We start from the raw sequence: 19,362 nt of genomic DNA on the forward strand, positions 1-19,362 counted from the left end.
GAGCCAGGCTCCGCAGACAAAAATGGCAAGACAAGATCAGGCCAACGACCAATTTTCGCTCACCTCTTTCCTGTATGGCGGCAATGCCGACTATATCGACGCGTTGTATGCCTCCTATGAGGATGATCCAGAGTCAGTAAACCCCGAATGGCAGGACTTCTTCGCCGGGCTGAAGGACGACGCCGGCGATGTGCGCAAGAACGCCAAGGGCGCTTCCTGGGCAAAGCCCTCCTGGCCGCTGCAGGCCAATGGCGAACTGGTGTCGGCGCTGGACGGCAATTGGGGCATCGTCGAGAAGCATCTGGAAAAGAAGGTCAAGGACAAGGCGGTCACCAATGGCGTCGTGCTGTCGGATGCTGACGTGCATCAGGCGACGCGCGATTCGGTGCGCGCCATCATGATGATCCGCGCCTTCCGCATGCGCGGCCATCTGCATGCCAATCTCGACCCGCTCGGCATCGCCAAGCCGCTTGAGGACTATAACGAGCTGTCGCCGGAGAATTACGGTTTCACCGCAGCCGACTACGACCGGCCGATCTTCCTCGACAATGTGCTCGGCCTCGAATTCGGCACCATCCGGCAGATGCTGGAAATCCTGACCCGCACCTATTGCTCGACGCTCGGTGTCGAGTTCATGCACATTTCCGATCCCGAGGAGAAGGCCTGGATCCAGGCGCGCATCGAGGGCGCCGACAAGGAGATTTCCTTCACCGCTACGGGAAAAAAAGCGATCCTGCAGAAGCTGGTCGAGGCCGAAGGCTTCGAGCAGTTCATCGATGTCAAGTACAAGGGCACCAAGCGCTTCGGCCTCGATGGTAGCGAAGGCCTGATCCCGGCGCTGGAGCAGATCATCAAGCGCGGCGGCCAGCTCGGCATGAAGGAGATCGTGCTCGGCATGGCGCATCGCGGCCGGCTGAACGTGCTGTCCCAGGTGATGGCCAAACCGCATCGCGCCATCTTCCACGAATTCAAGGGCGGCTCGGCCGCTCCCGACGAGGTCGAGGGCTCGGGCGACGTCAAGTACCATCTCGGCGCCTCGTCGGACCGCGAATTCGACGGCAACAAGGTTCATCTGTCGCTGACCGCCAATCCCTCGCATCTGGAAATCGTCGATCCGGTTGTGATGGGCAAGGCGCGCGCCAAGCAGGACTATCTGTTCGGCCGCAGCCGCGAGGAGATCGTGCCGCTGGAAGAGCGCGCCAAGGTGCTGCCGCTGCTTCTGCATGGCGATGCCGCCTTTGCCGGCCAGGGTGTGATTGCCGAAATCCTCGGCCTATCGGGCCTGCGCGGCCACCGCGTCGCCGGCACGCTGCATTTCATCATCAACAACCAGATCGGCTTCACCACCAATCCGCGCTTCTCGCGCTCGTCGCCCTATCCGTCCGACGTCGCCAAGATGATCGAGGCGCCGATCTTCCACGTCAATGGCGACGACCCGGAAGCGGTGGTGCACGCCACCAAAGTGGCGATCGAATTCCGCATGAAGTTCCACAAGCCGGTGGTGGTGGACATGTTCTGCTACCGCCGCTTCGGCCACAATGAGGGCGACGAGCCGGCTTTCACCCAGCCGATCATGTACGCCAACATCCGCAACCACAAGACGACGGTGCAGATCTATGGCGAGCGGCTGATCGCCGAGGGCCATATCAGCCAGGCCGAACTCGACAAGATGAAGGCCGACTGGCGCGCCCATCTGGAATCCGAATGGGAAGTCGGCCAGCACTACAAGCCCAACAAGGCCGACTGGCTGGACGGCGCCTGGTCTGGTCTGCGCACCGCCGACAACCAGGACGAACAGCGCCGCGGGAAAACCGCGGTGCCGGTCAAGGTGCTGAAGGACATCGGCAAGAAACTGACCGAGGTGCCGAAGGGTTTCGAGGCGCACAAGACCATCATCCGCTTCCTCGAAAACCGCCGCCAGGCGATCGACTCCGGCGAAGGCATCGACTGGTCGACGGCCGAGGCGCTGGCCTTCGGCGCCATCTTGCTCGACGGCAATCCGATCCGGCTCTCCGGCCAGGATTCCGAACGCGGCACCTTCTCGCAGCGCCATTCCGTGCTCTACGACCAGAAGGACGAGACCCGCTACATCCCGCTCAACAATCTGTCGGCGGCACAGGCCGGGTACGAAGTCATCAACTCGATGCTGTCGGAAGAGGCGGTGCTTGGCTTCGAATATGGCTACAGCCTGGCCGAGCCGAAGGCGCTGACGCTCTGGGAAGCGCAGTTCGGCGATTTCGCCAACGGCGCCCAAGTGGTGTTCGACCAGTTTATCTCGTCGGGCGAGCGCAAGTGGCTCAGAATGTCGGGCCTGGTCTGCCTGTTGCCGCATGGCTATGAGGGCCAGGGGCCGGAACATTCGTCGGCCAGGCTCGAACGCTTCCTGCAGCTCTGCGCCGAAGACAATATGCAAGTCGCCAACTGCACCACGCCGGCCAACTACTTCCACATATTGCGCCGGCAGCTGAAGCGCGACTTCCGCAAGCCGCTGATCCTGATGACGCCGAAGTCGCTGCTGCGCCACAAGCGGGCAGTGTCGACGCTGCCGGAGATTTCGGGCGAAAGCTCGTTCCACCGGCTGTTGTGGGACGACGCCCAGCTGTTGCAGAACCAGGCGATCAAGCTCACCAAGGATTCCAAGATCCGCCGCGTCGTGCTGTGCTCGGGCAAGGTCTATTACGACCTGTACGAGGAACGCGAGAAGCGCGGCATCAACGACATCTATCTCTTGCGCGTCGAACAGCTCTACCCGTTCCCGGCCAAGGCGCTGATCACCGAGCTGTCGCGCTTCCGCAATGCGGAGATGGTGTGGTGCCAGGAGGAACCCAAGAATATGGGCGCCTGGTCGTTCATCGATCCGTATCTGGAATGGGTGCTGGCTCATATCGACGCCAAGCATCAGCGGGTGCGCTACACAGGACGTCCGGCGGCGGCATCGCCGGCGACCGGTCTGATGTCGAAGCATTTGGCGCAGCTCGCTGCCCTGCTCGAAGACGCGCTCGGCGAATAGAACAAACCCGGCGAATAGAACAGACAGAGAAGAAACGGACAGCACAATGGCTACCGAAATCCGCGTTCCCACTCTCGGCGAATCCGTCACCGAGGCGACCATCGGCAAGTGGTTCAAGAAGGTCGGCGATGCCATTGCCGTCGACGAGCCGCTGGTCGAGCTCGAAACCGACAAGGTGACGGTGGAAGTGCCTGCCGCCGCCGCCGGCACGCTGGGCGAGATCACCGCCAAGGAAGGCGAGACCGTCGGCGTCGGCGCGTTGCTGGGTTCGATCTCGGCTGGAGGCGCTACCGCCGCCCCGGCGTCCAAGCAGGAGACCAAGCCGCAAGCTGTGTCGCAGGCGTCGAGCCCCGACGCGGCACATACGACCAAGCAGGCCGCGGCCGAGACCGCCAAGATTGCCGGCGATGCCGGGCCGGTCGAGCCGCGCACAATGCCGCCGGCGCCAGCTGCCGCAAAGCTGATCGCCGAGAACAATCTGTCGGTCGACCAGGTTTCTGGCTCGGGCAAGCGCGGCCAGGTGCTGAAGGGCGATGTGCTCGACGCGATTTCCAAGGGCGCGCCGTCGCAGCCGGCCGAAATTCCGAAAGCCGCACCGGCTCCGGTCGCCGTGCGTGCGCCGTCCTCGGGCGACGATGCGTCGCGCGAGGAGCGCGTGCGCATGACCAAGCTGCGCCAGACCATTGCGCGCCGGCTGAAGGAAGCGCAGTCGACCGCCGCCATGCTGACCACCTTCAACGAGGTCGACATGTCGGCGGTGATGGCGCTCAGGACCAAGTACAAGGACATCTTCGAGAAGAAGCATGGCGTGAAGCTCGGCTTCATGGGCTTCTTCACCAAGGCGGTCACCCACGCCTTGAAGGAAATCCCCTCGGTCAATGCCGAGATCGACGGCACCGACATCATCTTCAAGAACTATGCCCATATCGGCGTTGCCGTCGGCACCGAAAAGGGTCTCGTCGTGCCAGTGGTGCGCAATGCCGACCAAATGTCGATTGCCGAGATCGAAAAGGACATCGGCCGGCTGGGCATTGCCGCGCGGGACGGCAAGCTGTCGGTCGCCGACATGCAGGGTGGTACGTTCACCATCTCCAATGGCGGCGTTTACGGCTCACTGATGTCGACGCCGATCCTCAATGCGCCGCAGTCGGGCATTCTTGGCATGCACAAGATCCAGGACCGGCCCGTCGTGGTCGGCGGCCAGATCGTCATCCGGCCGATGATGTACCTGGCGCTCAGCTACGATCACCGCATCGTCGACGGCAAGGAAGCGGTGACCTTCCTGGTCCGCGTCAAGGACAGCCTGGAAGATCCGGAACGGCTGGTGCTTGATTTGTGATCGGAGCTGATCCGTCATGAGCGGCTGGCTGGCGCGGTTTGGGTTCAAGCTGGGTCGAGTAGCGGGTAGCGTATTGAGGCGTTCCCGGCCGGCGGCTTCCGCCGCCATCTCTCCGCCGGCGACATCGACTGAATGGGATTCGGCGCCGGCGAGCAGCAATCTCGGTGTCTTCGCTCTCAGCGAAGCCGAAATGGCGGAGCGGAAGATCATCGTCACCGCGATCGGTGAGCTTGAGCTACCGACCGGCGAAATCATCGCTTGCGATCCACTGATTACCGGGCTGGAACGGCCTGTGTTTAGCCGTAAGGTCAGGCCGGGATGCTATCCAGTCACGTTGCTTGAGGCGCAAGGCCGTGTTGCTGCAGCGGTATTGCGGTTTGGCACTGACTTGCCGGTGCGGTGGGAGTTGGCTGCCTTCGTCCGCGACGTCGGCACATCGTCCTGGAAGTCTGGATTTATTGTCGATGATAATGTTGCTTCGTTCATGGACAAGTCGGTTCTGACGCTGATGTCCGACCAGGAGGAACTCGACAGCTATCTTGCTGACGTTGCATGCTCGTTCGACAAGTTCCGCATGGATAATCCGGTTGATGGAAATCCGCTTAATATAGCCATGTTCGACACTGGCTTCGGTGATGGGAACTATTATTCCTTCTGGGGACTGGATGCGGCCGGCGAGCCGCTGGTCTTGATGACCGATTTCGAGGTGCTCGAAAACGCCGACGGCCGCGAGAGCAGCCAGAGCAATTCATGACAAACATCGCTTCGCCAATGATCGGATTTATGGCCGGGCTGGCTGTTCTCGCAGCGGGTTACGAGGCGCATGCCGCCTGCCCGCTGGCGCTTGCTGTCTATGGCGATGCCGAAAGCGAGGTCGGCATTGATTTCCGGCCGACGACGGATGCGGTCACCGTCACCAACTCGTTCAAGATGGTGCTCGACAAGGGCATCGTTCTCGACGGCATTGTCATGTGGACATCCGGTGTTTCGCGACCGCAAGGGTCGCTGATGTACAAATGCCCGACCGGCGACGTCACCGGTGACGAGCTTGCCGCCTGCACGGTCTGGCAGGGCGTCATCTACAGCGCCGACGATAAGGGCAACATCGCGCTCCTGGCGGCGGAAGGCACGGACGCGCCGCAGAGCCTGATCTTCCCCGATCTCGGGCCGTCGCTGCAGATGTCGACGGCCTTCGGCCCGAACGGTTTCTCGAAACTGCCATGGGACGTGTTTCTGCTGAAAGGTTGCCAGGAATGAGCGCGTCCAAGAAGGTGCTTCTGGTCACCGGCGGCAGTCGTGGCATTGGCGCGGCCACCTGCCGGCTTGCGGCAAAGGCGCGCTACCGGCTCGCGGTCAACTATGCCTCGAACGAGGCTGCCGCCAAGGCGCTGGTCGACGAAATCGAGGCGGCGGGTGGCGAGGCATTTGCCGTCAAGGGCGACGTCGGCGTCGAAGCCGACATCGTCGCCATGTTCGAAGCCGTCGATCGCGCCTATGGCCGGCTCGACGCGCTGGTCAACAATGCCGGAATCGTCGACGTCAAGGCGCGTGTCGACGAGATGAGCCTGGCGCGGCTGGAGCGCATGATGCGCATCAACGTCATCGGCTCGTTCCTGTGCGCCCGCGAGGCGGTGAGGCGCATGTCGAGCAAGAATGGCGGCCAGGGCGGCGCCATCGTCAACATCTCGTCGGCTGCGTCGCTACACGGCTCGCCAGGCGAATATGTCGACTATGCCGCGTCCAAGGCGGCGATCGACACCTTCACGCTCGGACTGGCGCGCGAAGTCGCGACCGAAGGCGTGCGCGTCAATGCGATACGGCCGGGCATTATCGACACCGAGATCCACGCTTCGGGCGGCCAGCCGGACCGGGTCGCGCGGTTCCGTGACATGCTGCCGATGAAACGAGCCGGCACGGCGGATGAAGTCGCGCATGCCGTTCTCTATCTTTTGTCGGATGAAGCGTCCTACACGACGGGCGCAATCCTGAATGTAAGCGGCGGCCGCTGAGCCCCAAGCTAAGGGAAACGAACATGGCTTATGATGTCGTTATCATCGGGTCGGGACCGGGCGGCTATGTCTGTGCCATCAAGGCGGCACAGCTCGGGCTCAAGGTCGCGGTGGTCGAGAAGAACGCCACTTTCGGCGGCACCTGCCTGAACATCGGCTGCATCCCATCCAAGGCGCTGCTTTATGCCTCGGAGATGTTCGCCGAGGCCGGCCATTCCTTCGATGCGCTGGGCGTCGAGATACCGGCGCCCAAACTCAATCTGAAGAAGATGATGGCGCACAAGGACGCGACCGTTTCGGCCAACGTCAATGGCGTCGCCTTCCTGTTCAAGAAAAACAAGATCGATAGTTTCCGTGGCACCGGGAAGGTGGTTGCGGCCGGCAAGGCGTCGGTGACGGCTGAGGACGGCAAGGTCGAGGAGATCGAGACGAAAAATATCGTTATTGCCACGGGCTCCGATGTCGCCGGCATTCCCGGCGTCAAAGTCGACATCGACGAGAAGGTGATCGTATCATCGACCGGCGCGCTGTCGCTGGAGAAAGTGCCGGGACATCTGGTGGTGGTCGGCGGTGGGGTCATCGGTCTGGAGCTCGGCTCGGTATGGGCACGGCTCGGCGCCAAGGTCACCGTGGTCGAATTCCTCGACACCATCCTGGGCGGCATGGACGGCGAGGTCTCCAAGCAGTTCCAGCGCCTGCTTTCCAAGCAGGGTTTCGAGTTCAAGCTCGGCGCCAAGGTGACAGGGGTGACCAAGGCCAAAAAGGGCGCCGCCGTTACTTTCGAGCCGGTCAAGGGTGGTGCGGCCGAGACCATCGAGGCCGACGCGGTGCTGATCTCGACCGGACGCCGGGCCTATTCCGACAGCCTCGGGTTGAAAGAAGCCGGCGTCGAGGTCGACGAGCGCGGCCGGGTCAAGACCGACGGGCATCTCAGGACCAACGTGGCCGGCATCTACGCCATTGGCGACGTCATCGCCGGGCCGATGCTGGCGCACAAGGCCGAGGATGAAGGCGTGGCGGTGGCCGAGACCATTGCCGGCCAGGCCGGCCATGTGAATTACGACGTCATTCCGAGCGTCGTCTACACCAGCCCGGAAATCGCTTCGGTCGGCAAGACAGAGGAAGAGCTGAGGAAGGCCGGCATCGACTACAAAAGCGGCAAATTCCCGTTCACCGCCAACGGCCGGGCGCGCGCCATGCTGCACACGGACGGCTTCGTGAAGATCCTCGCCGACAAAGCCAGCGACCGCGTGCTCGGCGTCCACATTGTCGGCTTCGGCGCCGGCGAGATGATCCATGAGGCGGCGGTGCTAATGGAGTTCGGCGGCTCCTCGGAAGACCTCGCCCGCACCTGCCACGCGCATCCGACAATGTCGGAAGCGGTCAAGGAAGCAGCGCTGGCGACGTTCTTCAAGCCGATCCATATTTAAGGAAACGCTGGAGGGACAGCACCCCCCTGTGGCCTGCCGGCCATCTCCCCCTCAAGGGGGGAGATTGGACTTCACCGCCGTGTCGCGAGCTTTCAAGTTTCTCACGTTTCTAACCCGGCGCTGTTCGTGAGACAGCCGATCTCCCCCTTGAGGAGAGATGTCCGGCAGCACAGAGGGGCGGTGAAGAAATCGCGACGCTCGCTGATAGGCACCCAAACAAAACGGCCCGCTTTTCAGCGGGCCGTTCTTGGTTGGAATCAAGATGCCAGATCAGTTGGCCAGATTATGGGCTCGGCGCCGGAGCAGGCGCGGGCGCCGGGGCTGGCGCAGGAGCCGGTGCGGGCGCAGGGGCTGGTGCGGGAGCCGGTTCGGCGGGCTTCATCGGCTCAGCCGGTGCAGGTGCGGGCGCCGGTGTGCTGGCTGCCGGCGGCTCTGCGGGCGCAGGATGTTCGCCGCTTCTGCCGAAAACATAGTACGCGACAATCGCAAGGATGACGACGACCAGCGCAATCAGCCAGCCGCTGCCACCACCCGACCTGGGCGCTGGATCGTTAGGGTTCGCCATAAAAGTGTCCTCCGTGGATGAAAAGCATCAATCAACACCCCTCAACGCGCAACCGTTGAACGGGTTCATACTAGGCCTTCAAATTGACGAACGCAGGAAAATTCTGATTCGCAACCGCTTGTTGGCCTGTATTTCCCCCGCAAAATCAATCACGAACGAGGTAGAACGAGCTTAGCTGGCCTTTTCCGCCAAAAATAGGGCCAACCGCCTTCGCTTTGCGAATCAGTTGCGCACCGGACAGAGCCGGGCCTTACCTGATTCGGTATTCAAGACGGGCGCCGCTCAGTCGACGGCGGTGACGGTATAGCCGGCTTTGCGAAAATCCTCGATCAGGCCTTCGGGGCCGGGAAGATGCATGGCGCCGACGGCCATGAAGGCGTTGCCCTTGGCCAGGATAGGTGCGGCATGGTCGGCCATGACCTTGTTGCGGCCGGTGATCATCGTCTGGTCGAATTCGGCGTAACCTGCGTCCTCGTCTTCGTCGGGCGAGATCGAACGTAACAGCGGCCAGAAGGTGCCGGTATCGCCGCGCTGGTAAAGCACGATCATGGTTTCGTTGATGTCGTTGATCTTGTCGCCGAGCTTCAGGGTTTCGACCAGCCCCTTGATGTGGAACGCAAGCGGCAGCGAGGCCATGGCGCGCAGTTGGCTGGCGGCGGTCTCCAACCCTTCCACCGGCTTGCCCAAGGCCTTGGCGTCCTGCGCCAGCTTGACGTCCAGAACCGGTGCGCCGCCTGCCTGACGGGCGACCTCACAGACCGGCAGCGCGACCATGGCCGACAGCAGCCACGGCTTCATCTTGGAGACGCTCGCCGGCGGAATGCCGCGCGCATCGAGCCCTTTGTTCACCACCGCCGCATCCTCCGGCGACAACAGCGACGACAACGTCGTGTTGTCGGTGAACATCATCAGCTCGGGTTCCTTGAGCATGGCCTCCATCATCTTCTGCTTGTCGAGCACGTCGGTGGTCTCGATGATGATGGTGCCGGCAGCGTCATAGGCTTTCCTGGCTGCCGGCGGCAGAGTGGTCACGCGCGGGTCGGTCATGTGCATGGTGCCGAACAGGAAGGATGGCTTTTCGCCTGATTTCTCCAGCTTCCACAACAGGCCCTTGCCGTTCAGCGTCGCTGCTGCTTCCGTCTCGATCCTGGCATAGGTGGCGGGGCCTTCCTTCTGCAGGGCCGACAGCAGATCGGCGCCGGCGCAGGCCGGGGTTTCGGCATGCGCCCTGCCCATGGCAAGCAGCAGCACGATGAGGAAAGACAGGAAAAACAGGGCGTTGAGCGCGACGAGCAGCTTCAGCGACACAAGGGCGGCGCGGTCGGCGATGGCAAGGGCGCGTTTCATGGTGCGGTTCTAGGACTGAAAAGCGGCGAAACGGTTAACCGGGGTGGGGAAATTGTCCTGGACTTATACAGTGGTCACGCGCGGGGATGCGCGGATTCGTAAATCTCGAGCAGCCTTGCCGTGTCGACGCCGGTATAGACCTGCGTCGTCGACAGGCTGGCGTGGCCGAGCAGTTCCTGGATGGTGCGCAGGTCGCCGCCGCGCCCGAGCAGATGGGTGGCGAAGGAATGGCGCAACGCGTGCGGCGTCGCGGTGTCGGGCAGGTTCAGCGCCGAGCGCAGCCTGGCCATGTCGCGCTGGACGATGGCCGGGTTGAGCGGCCCGCCGCGGGCGCCGCGAAACAGCAGGCCCTTGGGATCGAGATGGTAGGGACACAGTTTTCGGTATTCGGCGATTGCCCTGAGCGCCACCGGCAGCACCGGCACCAGCCGTGTCTTGCCACCCTTGCCGGTGACGCGCAGCACGGTGTCGGCTTCCGATGCCAGGTCGGCGGCGCTGAGGCCCAGCGCTTCGGAAATGCGCAGGCCCGATCCATAAAGCAGCGTCAGCACGGCGGCGTTGCGGGCGGCGATCCAGGGCTCTTCAGCCAGCTGGCCTTCCACCGACACGACATGTTTGGCATCGCTGGCGGTCAGCGGCTTGGGCAGCGATTTCGGCTGGCGCGGCGCGCGCAACGCAGCGGCACCGGCGGCATTGGCGAGACCGCGCCGTTCGAGGAAGCGCAGCAGCGAGCGGATGCCGGCGAGGCCGCGTCCGAGCGTGCGGGCGCCGGCGCCGGCGTTGCGCCGCGCGGCAAGAAAGCCGCGCAGATCGGCCGGGCGCAGAGTGGCGATGTCGGAAAGACCAGGCGAGCCGCCGCAATGCCCTGTGAGGAAATGCAGGAACTGGCGCGTGTCGCGCTCATAGGCTTCGACGGTCGCCGGCGCCAGCCGGCGCTCGCGCGCCAGCATCTTCAGCCAGCTTTCGCGCGCTGCCTGGAGGTCGGGTTTTGCCGGGATGAGAAATTCCTGCATGCCGCCATTGTCAGGCAGCCGGGTTAGGAAGCGGTGAAGAACCTGTCATTGAAATGACGCCGGTAGGGCGTTAGAGCAGGGCAAAGGATATCAGCCATGTCGAAGCCCCAGAACCCCGTGCAAATGGCCGTGATCGGCGCCGCCCACGGCATCAAGGGCGAATTGCGGGTGAAGACTTTCACTGGCGAGCCGATGGCGCTGGCCGATTATGGGCCGCTCTATGCCAAGGACGGCCGCGTTTTCCAGATCACCGACATAAGGCCCGCCAACACCGTCGTGGTGGTGCGCTTCAAGGGCATTGCCGATCGCAATGCCGCCGAGGCGCTGGCCGGAACCGAGCTGTTCGTCGACCGCTCGATGCTGCCCGACGATGGCGAGGAGGACGAATTCTACCACGCCGATCTCGTCGGACTTGAAGTCCGCGACGATAAGGGCGCGGTCATCGGCAAGGTGGTGGCGGTGCATAATTTCGGCGGCGGCGACATTCTCGACGTTACCCTCGGCGGGCGCAAAGGCGTGCTGATCCCGTTCACCCAGGCCGCCGTGCCTCAGGTTTCGATCGCCGAAGGTTTTCTCCGCGTCGACCCGGCAGCCGCCGGCCTTGTCGAGGATGAGGATGGCGACGCGCCGCGCGAAGAAGATTTCGACGCGAAGGGCCGACCGCGCGGGCCGCGCGAAGCCGGAGGCAACCGGTGACGTTCAAGGCGTCGGTGCTGACGCTCTATCCCGAGATGTTTCCGGGCGGGCTAGGCCTGTCGCTGGCCGGACGGGCGCTCGAAGTCGGGACATGGTCGCTGGAAGCTATCCAGATCCGCGACTTCGCCAGCGATCGCCATCACACCGTCGACGACACGCCGGCCGGCGGTGGCGCCGGCATGGTGATGCGCGCCGATGTGCTGGCCAAGGCGATCGACCACACGTCGCCGGCGGGCGATCCGCGGCCGCGTTTGCTGATGAGCCCGCGTGGAAAGCCGCTGGCGCAGGCGCACGTGCGCGAACTGGCTGGCGGGCCAGGCGCCGTCATCGTTTGCGGCCGGTTCGAGGGCGTCGACCAGCGGCTGATCGAGGCGCGTGGACTGGAAGAGGTCTCCATCGGCGATTTCATCCTGTCGGGCGGCGAGCCGGCGGCGCTCGTACTGCTCGACGCCGTTGTGCGGCTGTTGCCCGGCGTCATGGGCAATGCGGTGTCGGGCGAGGAAGAAAGTTTCGAGAACGGCCTGCTCGAACACCCGCATTACACGCGGCCACAGGAGTTCGAAGGCCGCCCCATCCCCGACGTGCTGGTCTCCGGTAATCACAAGAAGATCGCCGCGTGGCGGCGCGCCGAGTCCGAGAAGCTGACCAGGGAGCGCCGGCCGGATTTGCTCGCCGCTCAGCCCTTGGCAAAATAGTAGACGGCGAGAAACAGGCCGACGGCGATGACGAAGCCGCGTACTGCGTTTTGCGGCACGCGCTTTGCGATCCAGACGCCGGCATAGCCGCCGAGCGCGCCGCCGGGGATCATGACGATTGCCTGAGGCCAGGCAACAACGCCGCCGGAAACGAAGACCAGTATGGCAACGGCGGCGATGACCACGGCCAGCATGTTCTTCAGCGCGTTCAGCCGGTGATAGTCGCCGGATTGCGTCAGGCCGAGCGTCGCCAGCATCATGACGCCCATGCCGGCGCCGAAGAAGCCGCCATAGATGGCGGTAGCGAACTGCGCCAGAGAACCGGCCAGAGAGCCGACCGTGGCTTCATGCCCAGGCTTCGGCGTTGGTTTCAGCCACGGCCCGGCGGCGAACAAGGCGGTTGCGGCCAGCAGCAGCCACGGCACGAGGGCGCGGAACGACGGATTTGAGAGCGCCAGCAGGATGAGCGCACCAGCCAGCGCGCCCAAAGCCGAGATCAGGCAAAGCAGCAGCGCGCCGCGCCAGAAATGCTTGATGTCGGTCCAGTAAGCCAGCGTCGAGGTGATGTAACCGGGAAACTGCGTCACCGAGGACGTGGCGTTGGCGACGATCGGCGGCAGGCCGGCCAGCGTCATGGCGCCGAAGGTTATGAAGGTGCCGCCGCCGGCAACCGCGTTGACGGCGCCTGACAGAAAACCCGCGAGGAAGAGCAGGACTGCGTCGAAAACAGACATTGTGAGGCCGCCGGACAAGTGTGCTGCTCCCGGATTAGGAAGCTTGAAGGGCCGGCGCAACCCTGCACTGGACGATTGCGTGGTGGCATGCGACCAAAAAGACAGGGCCAAGGCGTGACAAGTCAGTGAAATAGCTGTATGTGCCCGCCCGTACTGGCGAGAAAAATCTCCCGGACCCGTCAACAATGACGGTGTAGTCGCCCCTGCCCAATGTTTCGAAGACAAGATGTCTCGGGGACAAAGGGCATAGCCGAGCGGTCAATGGAACTGCAAGGCGAGTGTCGGACGCTCTGACTGTCGGAAGAACAAGAAGTGGACTATTGAGATGGATATCATCCGTCAGCTTGAGGCCGAACAGGCCGCCAAGATCGAAGCCAAGCGCAAGCTTCCCGAGTTTCAGCCCGGCGACACCGTGCGCGTCCAGGTCCGCGTGACCGAAGGCACCCGCACCCGCGTCCAGGCCTATGAGGGCGTCGTCATCGCCCGCGCCGGCGCCGGCTTCCAGGAAAATTTCACCGTCCGCAAGATCTCCTACGGCGAAGGCGTCGAGCGCGTTTTCCCGGTCTACTCGCCGATGGTCGAAGGCGTCGAGATCGTGCGCCGCGGCAAGGTGCGCCGCGCCAAGCTCTATTATTTGCGCGACCGTCGCGGCAAGTCGGCCCGTATTTCGGAAAACACCGGCGTGCGCGCCCGCAAGCTGAACGATGAGGAGCGCGACGCGCTGAACGCTGAGAAGGCCCGCATCGAGGCCGAGAAGATCGCCGCCGTGCAGGCGCTGGCAGCCGAGAAGGCCGCGCAGGAAGCCGCCGAGAAGAAGGCCGCCGACGAAGCCGCCAAGGCCGCCGACGAGGCTGCAAAGGCCGCGGAAGCGACCCCGGCCGAATAAGATCTCGACCAAGGATTTTGAAAAGGCGGCTTCGGCCGCCTTTTTTCGTTTCACCAGACTGTGAACGATTGCCGGCCGAGAGTTGCGCCACGGCTGTTGACTCGAATTATCTTGTACACTAAATGATCGTATACAAAGCAAATGGAGAACTGACATGGCACTCTACACCACACAGGCTCGCGTCACCGGCGGCCGCGCCGGCCACGGCGAGACCAGCGACGGCCTGCTGAAGGTCGACCTCGCTTTGCCGAAGGAGCTCGGCGGACAGGGTGGCGCCACCAATCCCGAGCAGCTGTTCGCGGTCGGCTATGCCGCCTGCTTCGAAAGCGCCATCCGCTTCGTCGCGCGCAAGCAGAAGCTGCCGCTGGACGATGCGGCGGTAAGCGCCACCGTCAGCCTGCTTCCCAATGGTGAAGGCTTCAAACTTGGTGTCGCACTGGCCGCGGAGACCAAAGGCCTTGATCAGGCGGCGGCGGAAGCGCTTGTATCGGCAGCGCATCAGATTTGCCCCTATTCCAATGCGATCAAAGGCAATATCGAGGTGGCGCTTTCGACCGTGGCGCTTCCGGCAAAGGCAGCATGACGACGAAGACCGAAACCAGGGCCAGCGAAGTCCCGGCGGACACCGCCGGAAGGATCGCCGTTCCGCGCCTCGACCAGCAGCTCTGCTTCGCGCTCTATTCGGCGAGCGGGCTGATGACCAAGCTCTATCGGCCGCTGCTTGACCCGCTCGGCCTGACCTATCCGCAATATTTGGCGATGCTGGCGCTGTGGCAGCATGCGCCGAGCACGGTCGGCGAACTCGGCGAGGCGCTGGGGCTGGATTCGGCGACATTGACGCCTCTGCTCAAGCGGATGGAAGCGGCTGGTCTCGTCACCCGCCGTCGCGATCCGGCCGACGAGCGCCGCGTGCTGGTCGAACCGACTGCCAAGGGCCAGGCGCTGCGCGCCCGCATCAAGGACGTATCCGCAGGCCTTGCCTGCGCCATGCCGCTGGAAGTCGAGGAGCTGAAGTCGCTGCACCGGACCTTGACCGGATTTGTCGCCAAGCTGCGTGAGGCTACGTCACCATCCTGATCCGTCATCTGACGGGTTCCCGTGTCCAGGAGGGGCCTGGTTTGCCGGCGGCGCAATCACGGAATAAATTCCGACCACGGGGCGTTCTAAAACCGCGTTGGTTGAAGGCATTGGAATCCGCTTTCACCGGACGCTGAGCACCGGACCGGCTTGCAAGCCGTCTGCGGACGGCTAAAGTCGCGCCTGGATTTTCATGCGAGCCCGGCTGCAAGCGGGCTTCTCATCCTGGAGCGTGTCATGACCAAATCGAAGCTGCTGCTGGCCGCCCTCGCGGCCTGTTTCCTCGCGCCCGTCGCTGCATGGGCGGCCGATGCGCTGCCCGATCTCGGCGGCAAGAAGGTCGTGGTGGTGACGGAAAACGCCTATCCGCCGCTGCAGTTCATCGACGCCAAGACCGGCAAGCAGATCGGCTGGGAGTATGACGCGATGGACGAAATCGCCAAGCGGCTGAACTTCAAGGTGGAGTACCAGAACACCTCCTGGGACGCGATGATCCAGGCGGTTTCCGACAACCAGTACAACATTGGCATGACCGGCATCACCATCAAGGACGACCGAAAGGAGAAGGTCGATTTCTCCGACCCCTATATGCGTTCGGAGCAGTTCATGCTGGTGCGCGCCGATGAAAGCCGCTTCACCGACGCCAAGACCTTCGCCGCCTTCAAGGACGGGTTGATCGGCGCGCAGGCCGGAACGACGCCGTTCTACACCGCCGTCTACAGCGTGCTCGACGGCAATGAGCAGAACCCGCGCATCAAGCAGTTCGAGACCTTCGGCGCTTCGGTGCAGGCACTGAAATCCGGCGACGTCGATGTCGTCCTGACCGACGGCACCGCCGGCAAAGGCTATGTCGATGCCTCCGGCGGCAAGCTCAAGCTGATCGGCGGCCCGCTCGGCACCGAGGAGTTTGGCTTCATCTTCCCGAAGGGCTCGGACCTGGTGAAGCCGGTCAACGCGGCGATCGCGGCGCTGAAGGCCGACGGCACGATCGAGGCGCTGAACAAGAAGTGGTTTCTCGACTACAAGATGGGGCAGTAGGCCGTCTTGGCGCGACGGCCGCTGACCCCCCTTGCGGGGGAGATGCCCGGCAGGGCAGAGGGGGGTGTGAAGGATCGCCTCCCTTTTGTTTTGAGCTTTTCCAAAGAGGCCAAAGGTTGTGACTGTAACCGTTTGACAGGTTGGAGGGACAGCACCCCCCTCTGTCCTGCCGGACATCTCCCCCGCAAGGGGGGAGATCGGCAGATCTTGCGAGCGCAGCTGTTCACCAGCGTTGGGCATTGATGCTCGCCTCAACCCCAAAATCCGATTTCCCCTGGTGGCTTGCCGCCGCGATCGCGCTCGCCGTCGTCGCTGCGCTCTCCATTGCCGCCAGCGATCTCTACGCCCAGGTTTTTGCCACCGTCGCCAAAGGCATCGGCATCACCATTCTTGTCACCGTGGTCGCCTTCGCGCTGGCTTCCGCCGTCGGGCTCGGCATTGCGCTGATGGGGTTGTCGGGGTCGCGTTGGCTCAAGCAGATCGCTCGTTTCTATGTCGAGATCATCCGCGGCGTGCCGATCCTGGTGCTGTTGTTCTGGATCGCCTTCGCCGGCGCGCCGGCCTTCGTGGCTGCGTGGAATGCGCTGACCGCGCCGCTGCAAAACGCCGGCTATCTCGGCGAGCTTTTGGTGCGCGACGTGTCGCTGTTGTGGCGTGCAATCATGGCGCTGACCATCGGTTATTCCGCCTTCATCTCCGAGGTTTTTCGCGCGGGCATCCAGTCGGTCGAGAAAGGCCAGATCGAGGCTGCCAAGGCGCTCGGGCTGACGCGCACGCAGCGCTTCCGGCTGATCGTCTTCCCACAGGCGATCCGCACCATCCTGCCGCCGCTCGGCAATGACTTCGTCGCCATGGTCAAGGATTCCTCGCTGGTCTCGGTGCTCGGCGTCGCCGACATCACGCAGATGGGCAAGATCTACGCCGCCGGCTCGTTCCGCTTCTTCGAGACCTATTCGATCGTCGCCTATATCTATCTCATCCTCACCGTCAGCCTGTCGCTGGCGCTGCGGGGGCTGGAGCAACGACTGCGGCGGGCGCAGCAGGAATAGAAGTCCGACGCGGGCACGGCTACGATCGCGGAGGACAGGATTCCGGAGGATGCAGGCGATGACGATCGACAAGGCCAATGCGGCGCTGGGCACCGTCTATTCGGCCGACAGGCCGGAAGGGCTGGCCAAGGCCTATGCGGACTGGGCCGCGACCTATGACAGCGAAACCGCTTCGCTAGGCTATCTGCTGCCGTTCCTGATCACCGCCTGGGTGGCGCGCCATGTGCAGGTGGGCGAAGGACCGCTGCTCGACGCCGGCTGCGGCACCGGCCTGTCGGGCCCGTCATTGAAGGCGCTGGGTTATCACGACATTGCCGGGCTCGACCTCTCCGACGACATGCTGAAGATCGCCGGCAGCCGCAATGCCTATGGCGATCTGAAGCAGGCAATGCTCGGCGGGCCGCTGCCCTGGCCAGACGGGCATTTCCGCGCCTTCTTCTCGACTGGCGTGTTCACCATCAGCCATGCGCCGGCGTCCGGCCTGCACGAGCTTGTCCGCATCACCAGAAAAGGCGGCCACGCCATCTTCACCGTGCGCGACCAGGTGTTTGACAGCGGCGGCTTCCAGGCCGTGTTCGACGGGCTGGAGCGGGCCGGGAAATGGCGGCCGGCCGAGCAAAGCCCATGGTTCCGCTGCTATGCGATCGCCGAGCCGGACGCGCTGGTGAAGACTTTTGTGTTCGAGGTGCTTTGAGCGCCGCCCTCTTCGCCTTCTCTCACAAGGGGAGAAGCGAAAACACGCCGCAATTGCCGAAAAGCCAAAACATTGGTATGAGCCACGCCATGGAAGAGCTTTTTGGCGATCCGGCCTATAAGGGTTTCGTGCTGCAGGACAGAAAACGCCTGCCGTCGCGTTTCTCTTCGCGCATTTCCGGCGCGCTCACCAGCCGACTTAGCTAAGCCGCTTTCGCCGGGCCGAAGGCTTAGGCGCGTCTGCCCCTCCCCTTTTTTGCAAATCGACGGATTTACGCACATGAGCGCACCGCGCACCCTCTACGACAAGATATTCGACGACCACGTCGTCGACCGCCAGGATGATGGCACCTGTCTGCTCTACATCGACCGCCATCTCGTCCATGAAGTGACCAGCCCGCAGGCCTTCGAAGGTCTGCGCATGACCGGCAGAAAAGTCCGGCATCCGGAAAAGACGCTGGCCGTGGTCGATCATAATGTCTCGACCTCGCCGGAGCGCAAATTCGGCATCAAGAACGAGGAAAGCCGCATCCAGGTCGAGGCCTTGGCCAAGAACGCTAGGGATTTCGGTGTCGAATATTACTCCGAGAACGATATCCGCCAAGGCATCGTCCACATCATCGGGCCGGAGCAGGGCTTCACGCTGCCTGGCATGACGATCGTCTGCGGCGACAGCCACACCTCGACGCATGGCGCCTTCGGCGCACTGGCGCATGGCATCGGCACCTCCGAGGTCGAGCATGTGCTGGCGACGCAGACGCTGATCCAGCGGAAGGCCAAGAACATGCTGGTGCGTGTCGATGGCCAGTTGCCGGAAGGCGTCACCGCCAAGGACATTATCCTCGCCATCATCGGCGAGATCGGCACCGCCGGCGGCACCGGCTATGTCATCGAATATGCCGGTGAGGCGATCCGCGCGCTGTCGATGGAAGGCCGCATGACGATCTGCAACATGTCGATCGAGGGCGGCGCGCGCGCCGGCCTGATCGCGGCCGACGAAATCACCTTCGCCTATGTCAAGGGCAAGCCGCGCGCGCCGAAGGGCGCGTCGTGGGACGCCGCGCTCGAATACTGGAAGACGCTGCAGTCCGACGAGGGCGCGCATTTCGACAAGGTGATCGTGCTCGACGCGGCCAAGCTGCCGCCGATCGTCTCCTGGGGTTCCTCGCCCGAGGACGTCGTTTCGGTGCAGGGCGTCGTTCCCAATCCGGAAGAGATCACGGACGAGAACAAGCGGACGTCAAAGATCCGCGCGCTCGACTATATGGGGCTGACGCCGGGCACGAAGATCACCGACATCACGCTCGACCGCGTCTTCATCGGCTCCTGCACCAATGGCCGCATCGAGGATCTGCGTGCGGTGGCCAAGGTGGTCGAAGGCAAGACGGTGAGTGCGCATGTCGATGCGATGATCGTGCCGGGCTCCGGTCTGGTCAAGGAACAGGCGGAGGCCGAGGGTCTCGACAAGATCTTCATTGCCGCCGGTTTCGACTGGCGCGAGCCGGGCTGCTCGATGTGCCTGGCCATGAACGACGACCGGCTGAAGCCGCATGAGCGCTGCGCCTCGACCTCGAACCGCAATTTCGAAGGCCGGCAGGGCTTCAAGGGCCGCACCCATCTGGTATCGCCGGCCATGGCGGCGGCGGCGGCGATCGCCGGCCATTTCGTCGACATCCGCGACTGGAAATAGCGCAGACTGGTTCAAGCCTGATCTGAGCGTATGCAAAACCCCGAACGGCAAAACCGTTCGGGGTTTTGTTTAAAGCGCGCCGCTCTAAGAC

General features: G+C 63.4%; 18 protein-coding genes. 15 read left to right on the plus strand and 3 right to left on the minus strand.

Going from position 1 to position 19,362, the window contains the following annotated elements; all coding sequences use genetic code 11:
• The first annotated feature begins 22 nt into the window (after positions 1-22).
• Genes NKL06_RS17655 through lpdA form a run of 6 tightly spaced genes read left to right on the plus strand, consistent with a single transcriptional unit; the run spans position 23 to position 7,788 of the window.
• Positions 23-3,010 (plus strand): 2-oxoglutarate dehydrogenase E1 component, encoded by a 2,988-nt coding sequence (locus NKL06_RS17655; RefSeq protein WP_023706737.1) that lies wholly within the window; start codon positions 23-25, stop codon positions 3,008-3,010.
• Positions 3,011-3,056: 46 nt separating this feature from the next.
• Positions 3,057-4,349: a 2-oxoglutarate dehydrogenase complex dihydrolipoyllysine-residue succinyltransferase gene (gene odhB, locus NKL06_RS17660; protein ID WP_023694512.1), complete on the plus strand. Its 1,293-nt coding sequence runs from the start codon at positions 3,057-3,059 to the stop codon at positions 4,347-4,349.
• Between the two features lie 16 nt (positions 4,350-4,365).
• A complete protein-coding gene (locus NKL06_RS17665) occupies positions 4,366-5,103 on the plus strand; it encodes a DUF4241 domain-containing protein (protein ID WP_031208494.1) in 738 nt (245 codons plus the stop codon).
• On the plus strand, positions 5,100-5,606 hold the full coding sequence (locus NKL06_RS17670; protein WP_023807687.1) for a hypothetical protein: 507 nt from the start codon (positions 5,100-5,102) through the stop codon (positions 5,604-5,606). The genes NKL06_RS17665 and NKL06_RS17670 overlap by 4 nt, the downstream gene beginning before the upstream one ends.
• Positions 5,603-6,358 carry an SDR family oxidoreductase gene (locus tag NKL06_RS17675; RefSeq protein ID WP_023694509.1) on the plus strand — a complete coding sequence of 252 codons (756 nt, stop codon included), beginning with the start codon at positions 5,603-5,605 and terminating at the stop codon, positions 6,356-6,358. The genes NKL06_RS17670 and NKL06_RS17675 overlap by 4 nt, the downstream gene beginning before the upstream one ends.
• Positions 6,359-6,381: 23 nt before the next feature.
• Positions 6,382-7,788, plus strand: a complete 1,407-nt coding sequence (lpdA, locus tag NKL06_RS17680; RefSeq protein WP_023694508.1) for a dihydrolipoyl dehydrogenase — start codon at positions 6,382-6,384, stop codon at positions 7,786-7,788.
• A gap of 847 nt (positions 7,789-8,635) precedes the next feature.
• Here the strand turns inward: lpdA and NKL06_RS17685 are convergent.
• Positions 8,636-9,700, minus strand: a complete 1,065-nt coding sequence (locus tag NKL06_RS17685) for a TraB/GumN family protein (protein WP_023694507.1) — start codon at positions 9,698-9,700, stop codon at positions 8,636-8,638.
• Between the two features lie 74 nt (positions 9,701-9,774).
• Positions 9,775-10,713: a tyrosine recombinase XerC gene (locus NKL06_RS17690; protein WP_023747380.1), complete on the minus strand. Its 939-nt coding sequence runs from the start codon at positions 10,711-10,713 to the stop codon at positions 9,775-9,777.
• 96 nt (positions 10,714-10,809) lie between these two features.
• Between NKL06_RS17690 and rimM the strand changes: the two genes are divergently transcribed.
• Together rimM and trmD are read left to right on the plus strand one after the other, a co-directional pair.
• Complete coding sequence (gene rimM / locus NKL06_RS17695) at positions 10,810-11,409, plus strand: ribosome maturation factor RimM (protein ID WP_023730247.1); 600 nt, start codon at positions 10,810-10,812, stop codon at positions 11,407-11,409.
• Complete coding sequence (gene trmD / locus NKL06_RS17700; RefSeq protein ID WP_023694504.1) at positions 11,406-12,104, plus strand: tRNA (guanosine(37)-N1)-methyltransferase TrmD; 699 nt, start codon at positions 11,406-11,408, stop codon at positions 12,102-12,104. Before rimM ends, trmD begins: the two co-directional genes overlap by 4 nt.
• Here trmD and NKL06_RS17705 read toward each other — a convergent pair.
• On the minus strand, positions 12,086-12,838 hold the full coding sequence (locus NKL06_RS17705; protein WP_023683874.1) for a sulfite exporter TauE/SafE family protein: 753 nt from the start codon (positions 12,836-12,838) through the stop codon (positions 12,086-12,088). The genes trmD and NKL06_RS17705 overlap by 19 nt on opposite strands.
• A 325-nt stretch (positions 12,839-13,163) precedes the next feature.
• Here NKL06_RS17705 and rplS point away from each other — a divergent pair, with 325 nt between their 5' ends.
• The 7 genes from rplS (at position 13,164) to leuC (ending at position 19,271) form a co-directional block, all read left to right on the plus strand.
• A complete protein-coding gene (rplS, locus tag NKL06_RS17710) occupies positions 13,164-13,724 on the plus strand; it encodes a 50S ribosomal protein L19 (protein WP_023670525.1) in 561 nt (186 codons plus the stop codon).
• 154 nt (positions 13,725-13,878) lie between these two features.
• Entirely contained in the window at positions 13,879-14,307 is a 429-nt protein-coding gene (locus NKL06_RS17715; protein WP_023694503.1) for an organic hydroperoxide resistance protein, read from the plus strand.
• Positions 14,304-14,801, plus strand: a complete 498-nt coding sequence (locus tag NKL06_RS17720; protein WP_023683877.1) for a MarR family winged helix-turn-helix transcriptional regulator — start codon at positions 14,304-14,306, stop codon at positions 14,799-14,801. The genes NKL06_RS17715 and NKL06_RS17720 overlap by 4 nt, the downstream gene beginning before the upstream one ends.
• A 237-nt stretch (positions 14,802-15,038) precedes the next feature.
• The gene (locus tag NKL06_RS17725; protein WP_023694502.1) at positions 15,039-15,839 is read left to right on the plus strand and encodes a transporter substrate-binding domain-containing protein; all 801 of its coding nucleotides are present in this window, start codon (positions 15,039-15,041) and stop codon (positions 15,837-15,839) included.
• A gap of 242 nt (positions 15,840-16,081) precedes the next feature.
• On the plus strand, positions 16,082-16,888 hold the full coding sequence (locus NKL06_RS17730) for an amino acid ABC transporter permease (protein ID WP_023694501.1): 807 nt from the start codon (positions 16,082-16,084) through the stop codon (positions 16,886-16,888).
• Between the two features lie 58 nt (positions 16,889-16,946).
• Positions 16,947-17,582 (plus strand): class I SAM-dependent DNA methyltransferase, encoded by a 636-nt coding sequence (locus NKL06_RS17735; protein WP_023807688.1) that lies wholly within the window; start codon positions 16,947-16,949, stop codon positions 17,580-17,582.
• A gap of 279 nt (positions 17,583-17,861) precedes the next feature.
• Positions 17,862-19,271 (plus strand): 3-isopropylmalate dehydratase large subunit, encoded by a 1,410-nt coding sequence (leuC, locus tag NKL06_RS17740; protein ID WP_023694499.1) that lies wholly within the window; start codon positions 17,862-17,864, stop codon positions 19,269-19,271.
• Positions 19,272-19,362: the final 91 nt, after the last annotated feature.

It is taken from the genome of Mesorhizobium sp. C268A (assembly GCF_040324475.1).
Lineage (GTDB): Bacteria > Pseudomonadota > Alphaproteobacteria > Rhizobiales > Rhizobiaceae > Mesorhizobium.

Excerpts from the sequence above, each read along its gene's own strand:
- NKL06_RS17655 (WP_023706737.1), top strand. The coding sequence starts at position 23 with ATGGCAAGACAAGATCAGGCCAACGACCAATTTTCGCTCACCTCTTTC.
- odhB (WP_023694512.1), top strand. The coding sequence starts at position 3,057 with ATGGCTACCGAAATCCGCGTTCCCACTCTCGGCGAATCCGTCACCGAG.
- NKL06_RS17665 (WP_031208494.1), top strand. The coding sequence starts at position 4,366 with ATGAGCGGCTGGCTGGCGCGGTTTGGGTTCAAGCTGGGTCGAGTAGCG.
- NKL06_RS17670 (WP_023807687.1), top strand. The coding sequence starts at position 5,100 with ATGACAAACATCGCTTCGCCAATGATCGGATTTATGGCCGGGCTGGCT.
- NKL06_RS17675 (WP_023694509.1), top strand. The coding sequence starts at position 5,603 with ATGAGCGCGTCCAAGAAGGTGCTTCTGGTCACCGGCGGCAGTCGTGGC.
- lpdA (WP_023694508.1), top strand. The coding sequence starts at position 6,382 with ATGGCTTATGATGTCGTTATCATCGGGTCGGGACCGGGCGGCTATGTC.
- NKL06_RS17685 (WP_023694507.1), bottom strand. The coding sequence starts at position 9,700 with ATGAAACGCGCCCTTGCCATCGCCGACCGCGCCGCCCTTGTGTCGCTG.
- NKL06_RS17690 (WP_023747380.1), bottom strand. The coding sequence starts at position 10,713 with ATGCAGGAATTTCTCATCCCGGCAAAACCCGACCTCCAGGCAGCGCGC.
- rimM (WP_023730247.1), top strand. The coding sequence starts at position 10,810 with ATGTCGAAGCCCCAGAACCCCGTGCAAATGGCCGTGATCGGCGCCGCC.
- NKL06_RS17705 (WP_023683874.1), bottom strand. The coding sequence starts at position 12,838 with ATGTCTGTTTTCGACGCAGTCCTGCTCTTCCTCGCGGGTTTTCTGTCA.
- rplS (WP_023670525.1), top strand. The coding sequence starts at position 13,164 with ATGGATATCATCCGTCAGCTTGAGGCCGAACAGGCCGCCAAGATCGAA.
- NKL06_RS17715 (WP_023694503.1), top strand. The coding sequence starts at position 13,879 with ATGGCACTCTACACCACACAGGCTCGCGTCACCGGCGGCCGCGCCGGC.
- NKL06_RS17720 (WP_023683877.1), top strand. The coding sequence starts at position 14,304 with ATGACGACGAAGACCGAAACCAGGGCCAGCGAAGTCCCGGCGGACACC.
- NKL06_RS17725 (WP_023694502.1), top strand. The coding sequence starts at position 15,039 with ATGACCAAATCGAAGCTGCTGCTGGCCGCCCTCGCGGCCTGTTTCCTC.
- NKL06_RS17730 (WP_023694501.1), top strand. The coding sequence starts at position 16,082 with ATGCTCGCCTCAACCCCAAAATCCGATTTCCCCTGGTGGCTTGCCGCC.
- NKL06_RS17735 (WP_023807688.1), top strand. The coding sequence starts at position 16,947 with ATGACGATCGACAAGGCCAATGCGGCGCTGGGCACCGTCTATTCGGCC.
- leuC (WP_023694499.1), top strand. The coding sequence starts at position 17,862 with ATGAGCGCACCGCGCACCCTCTACGACAAGATATTCGACGACCACGTC.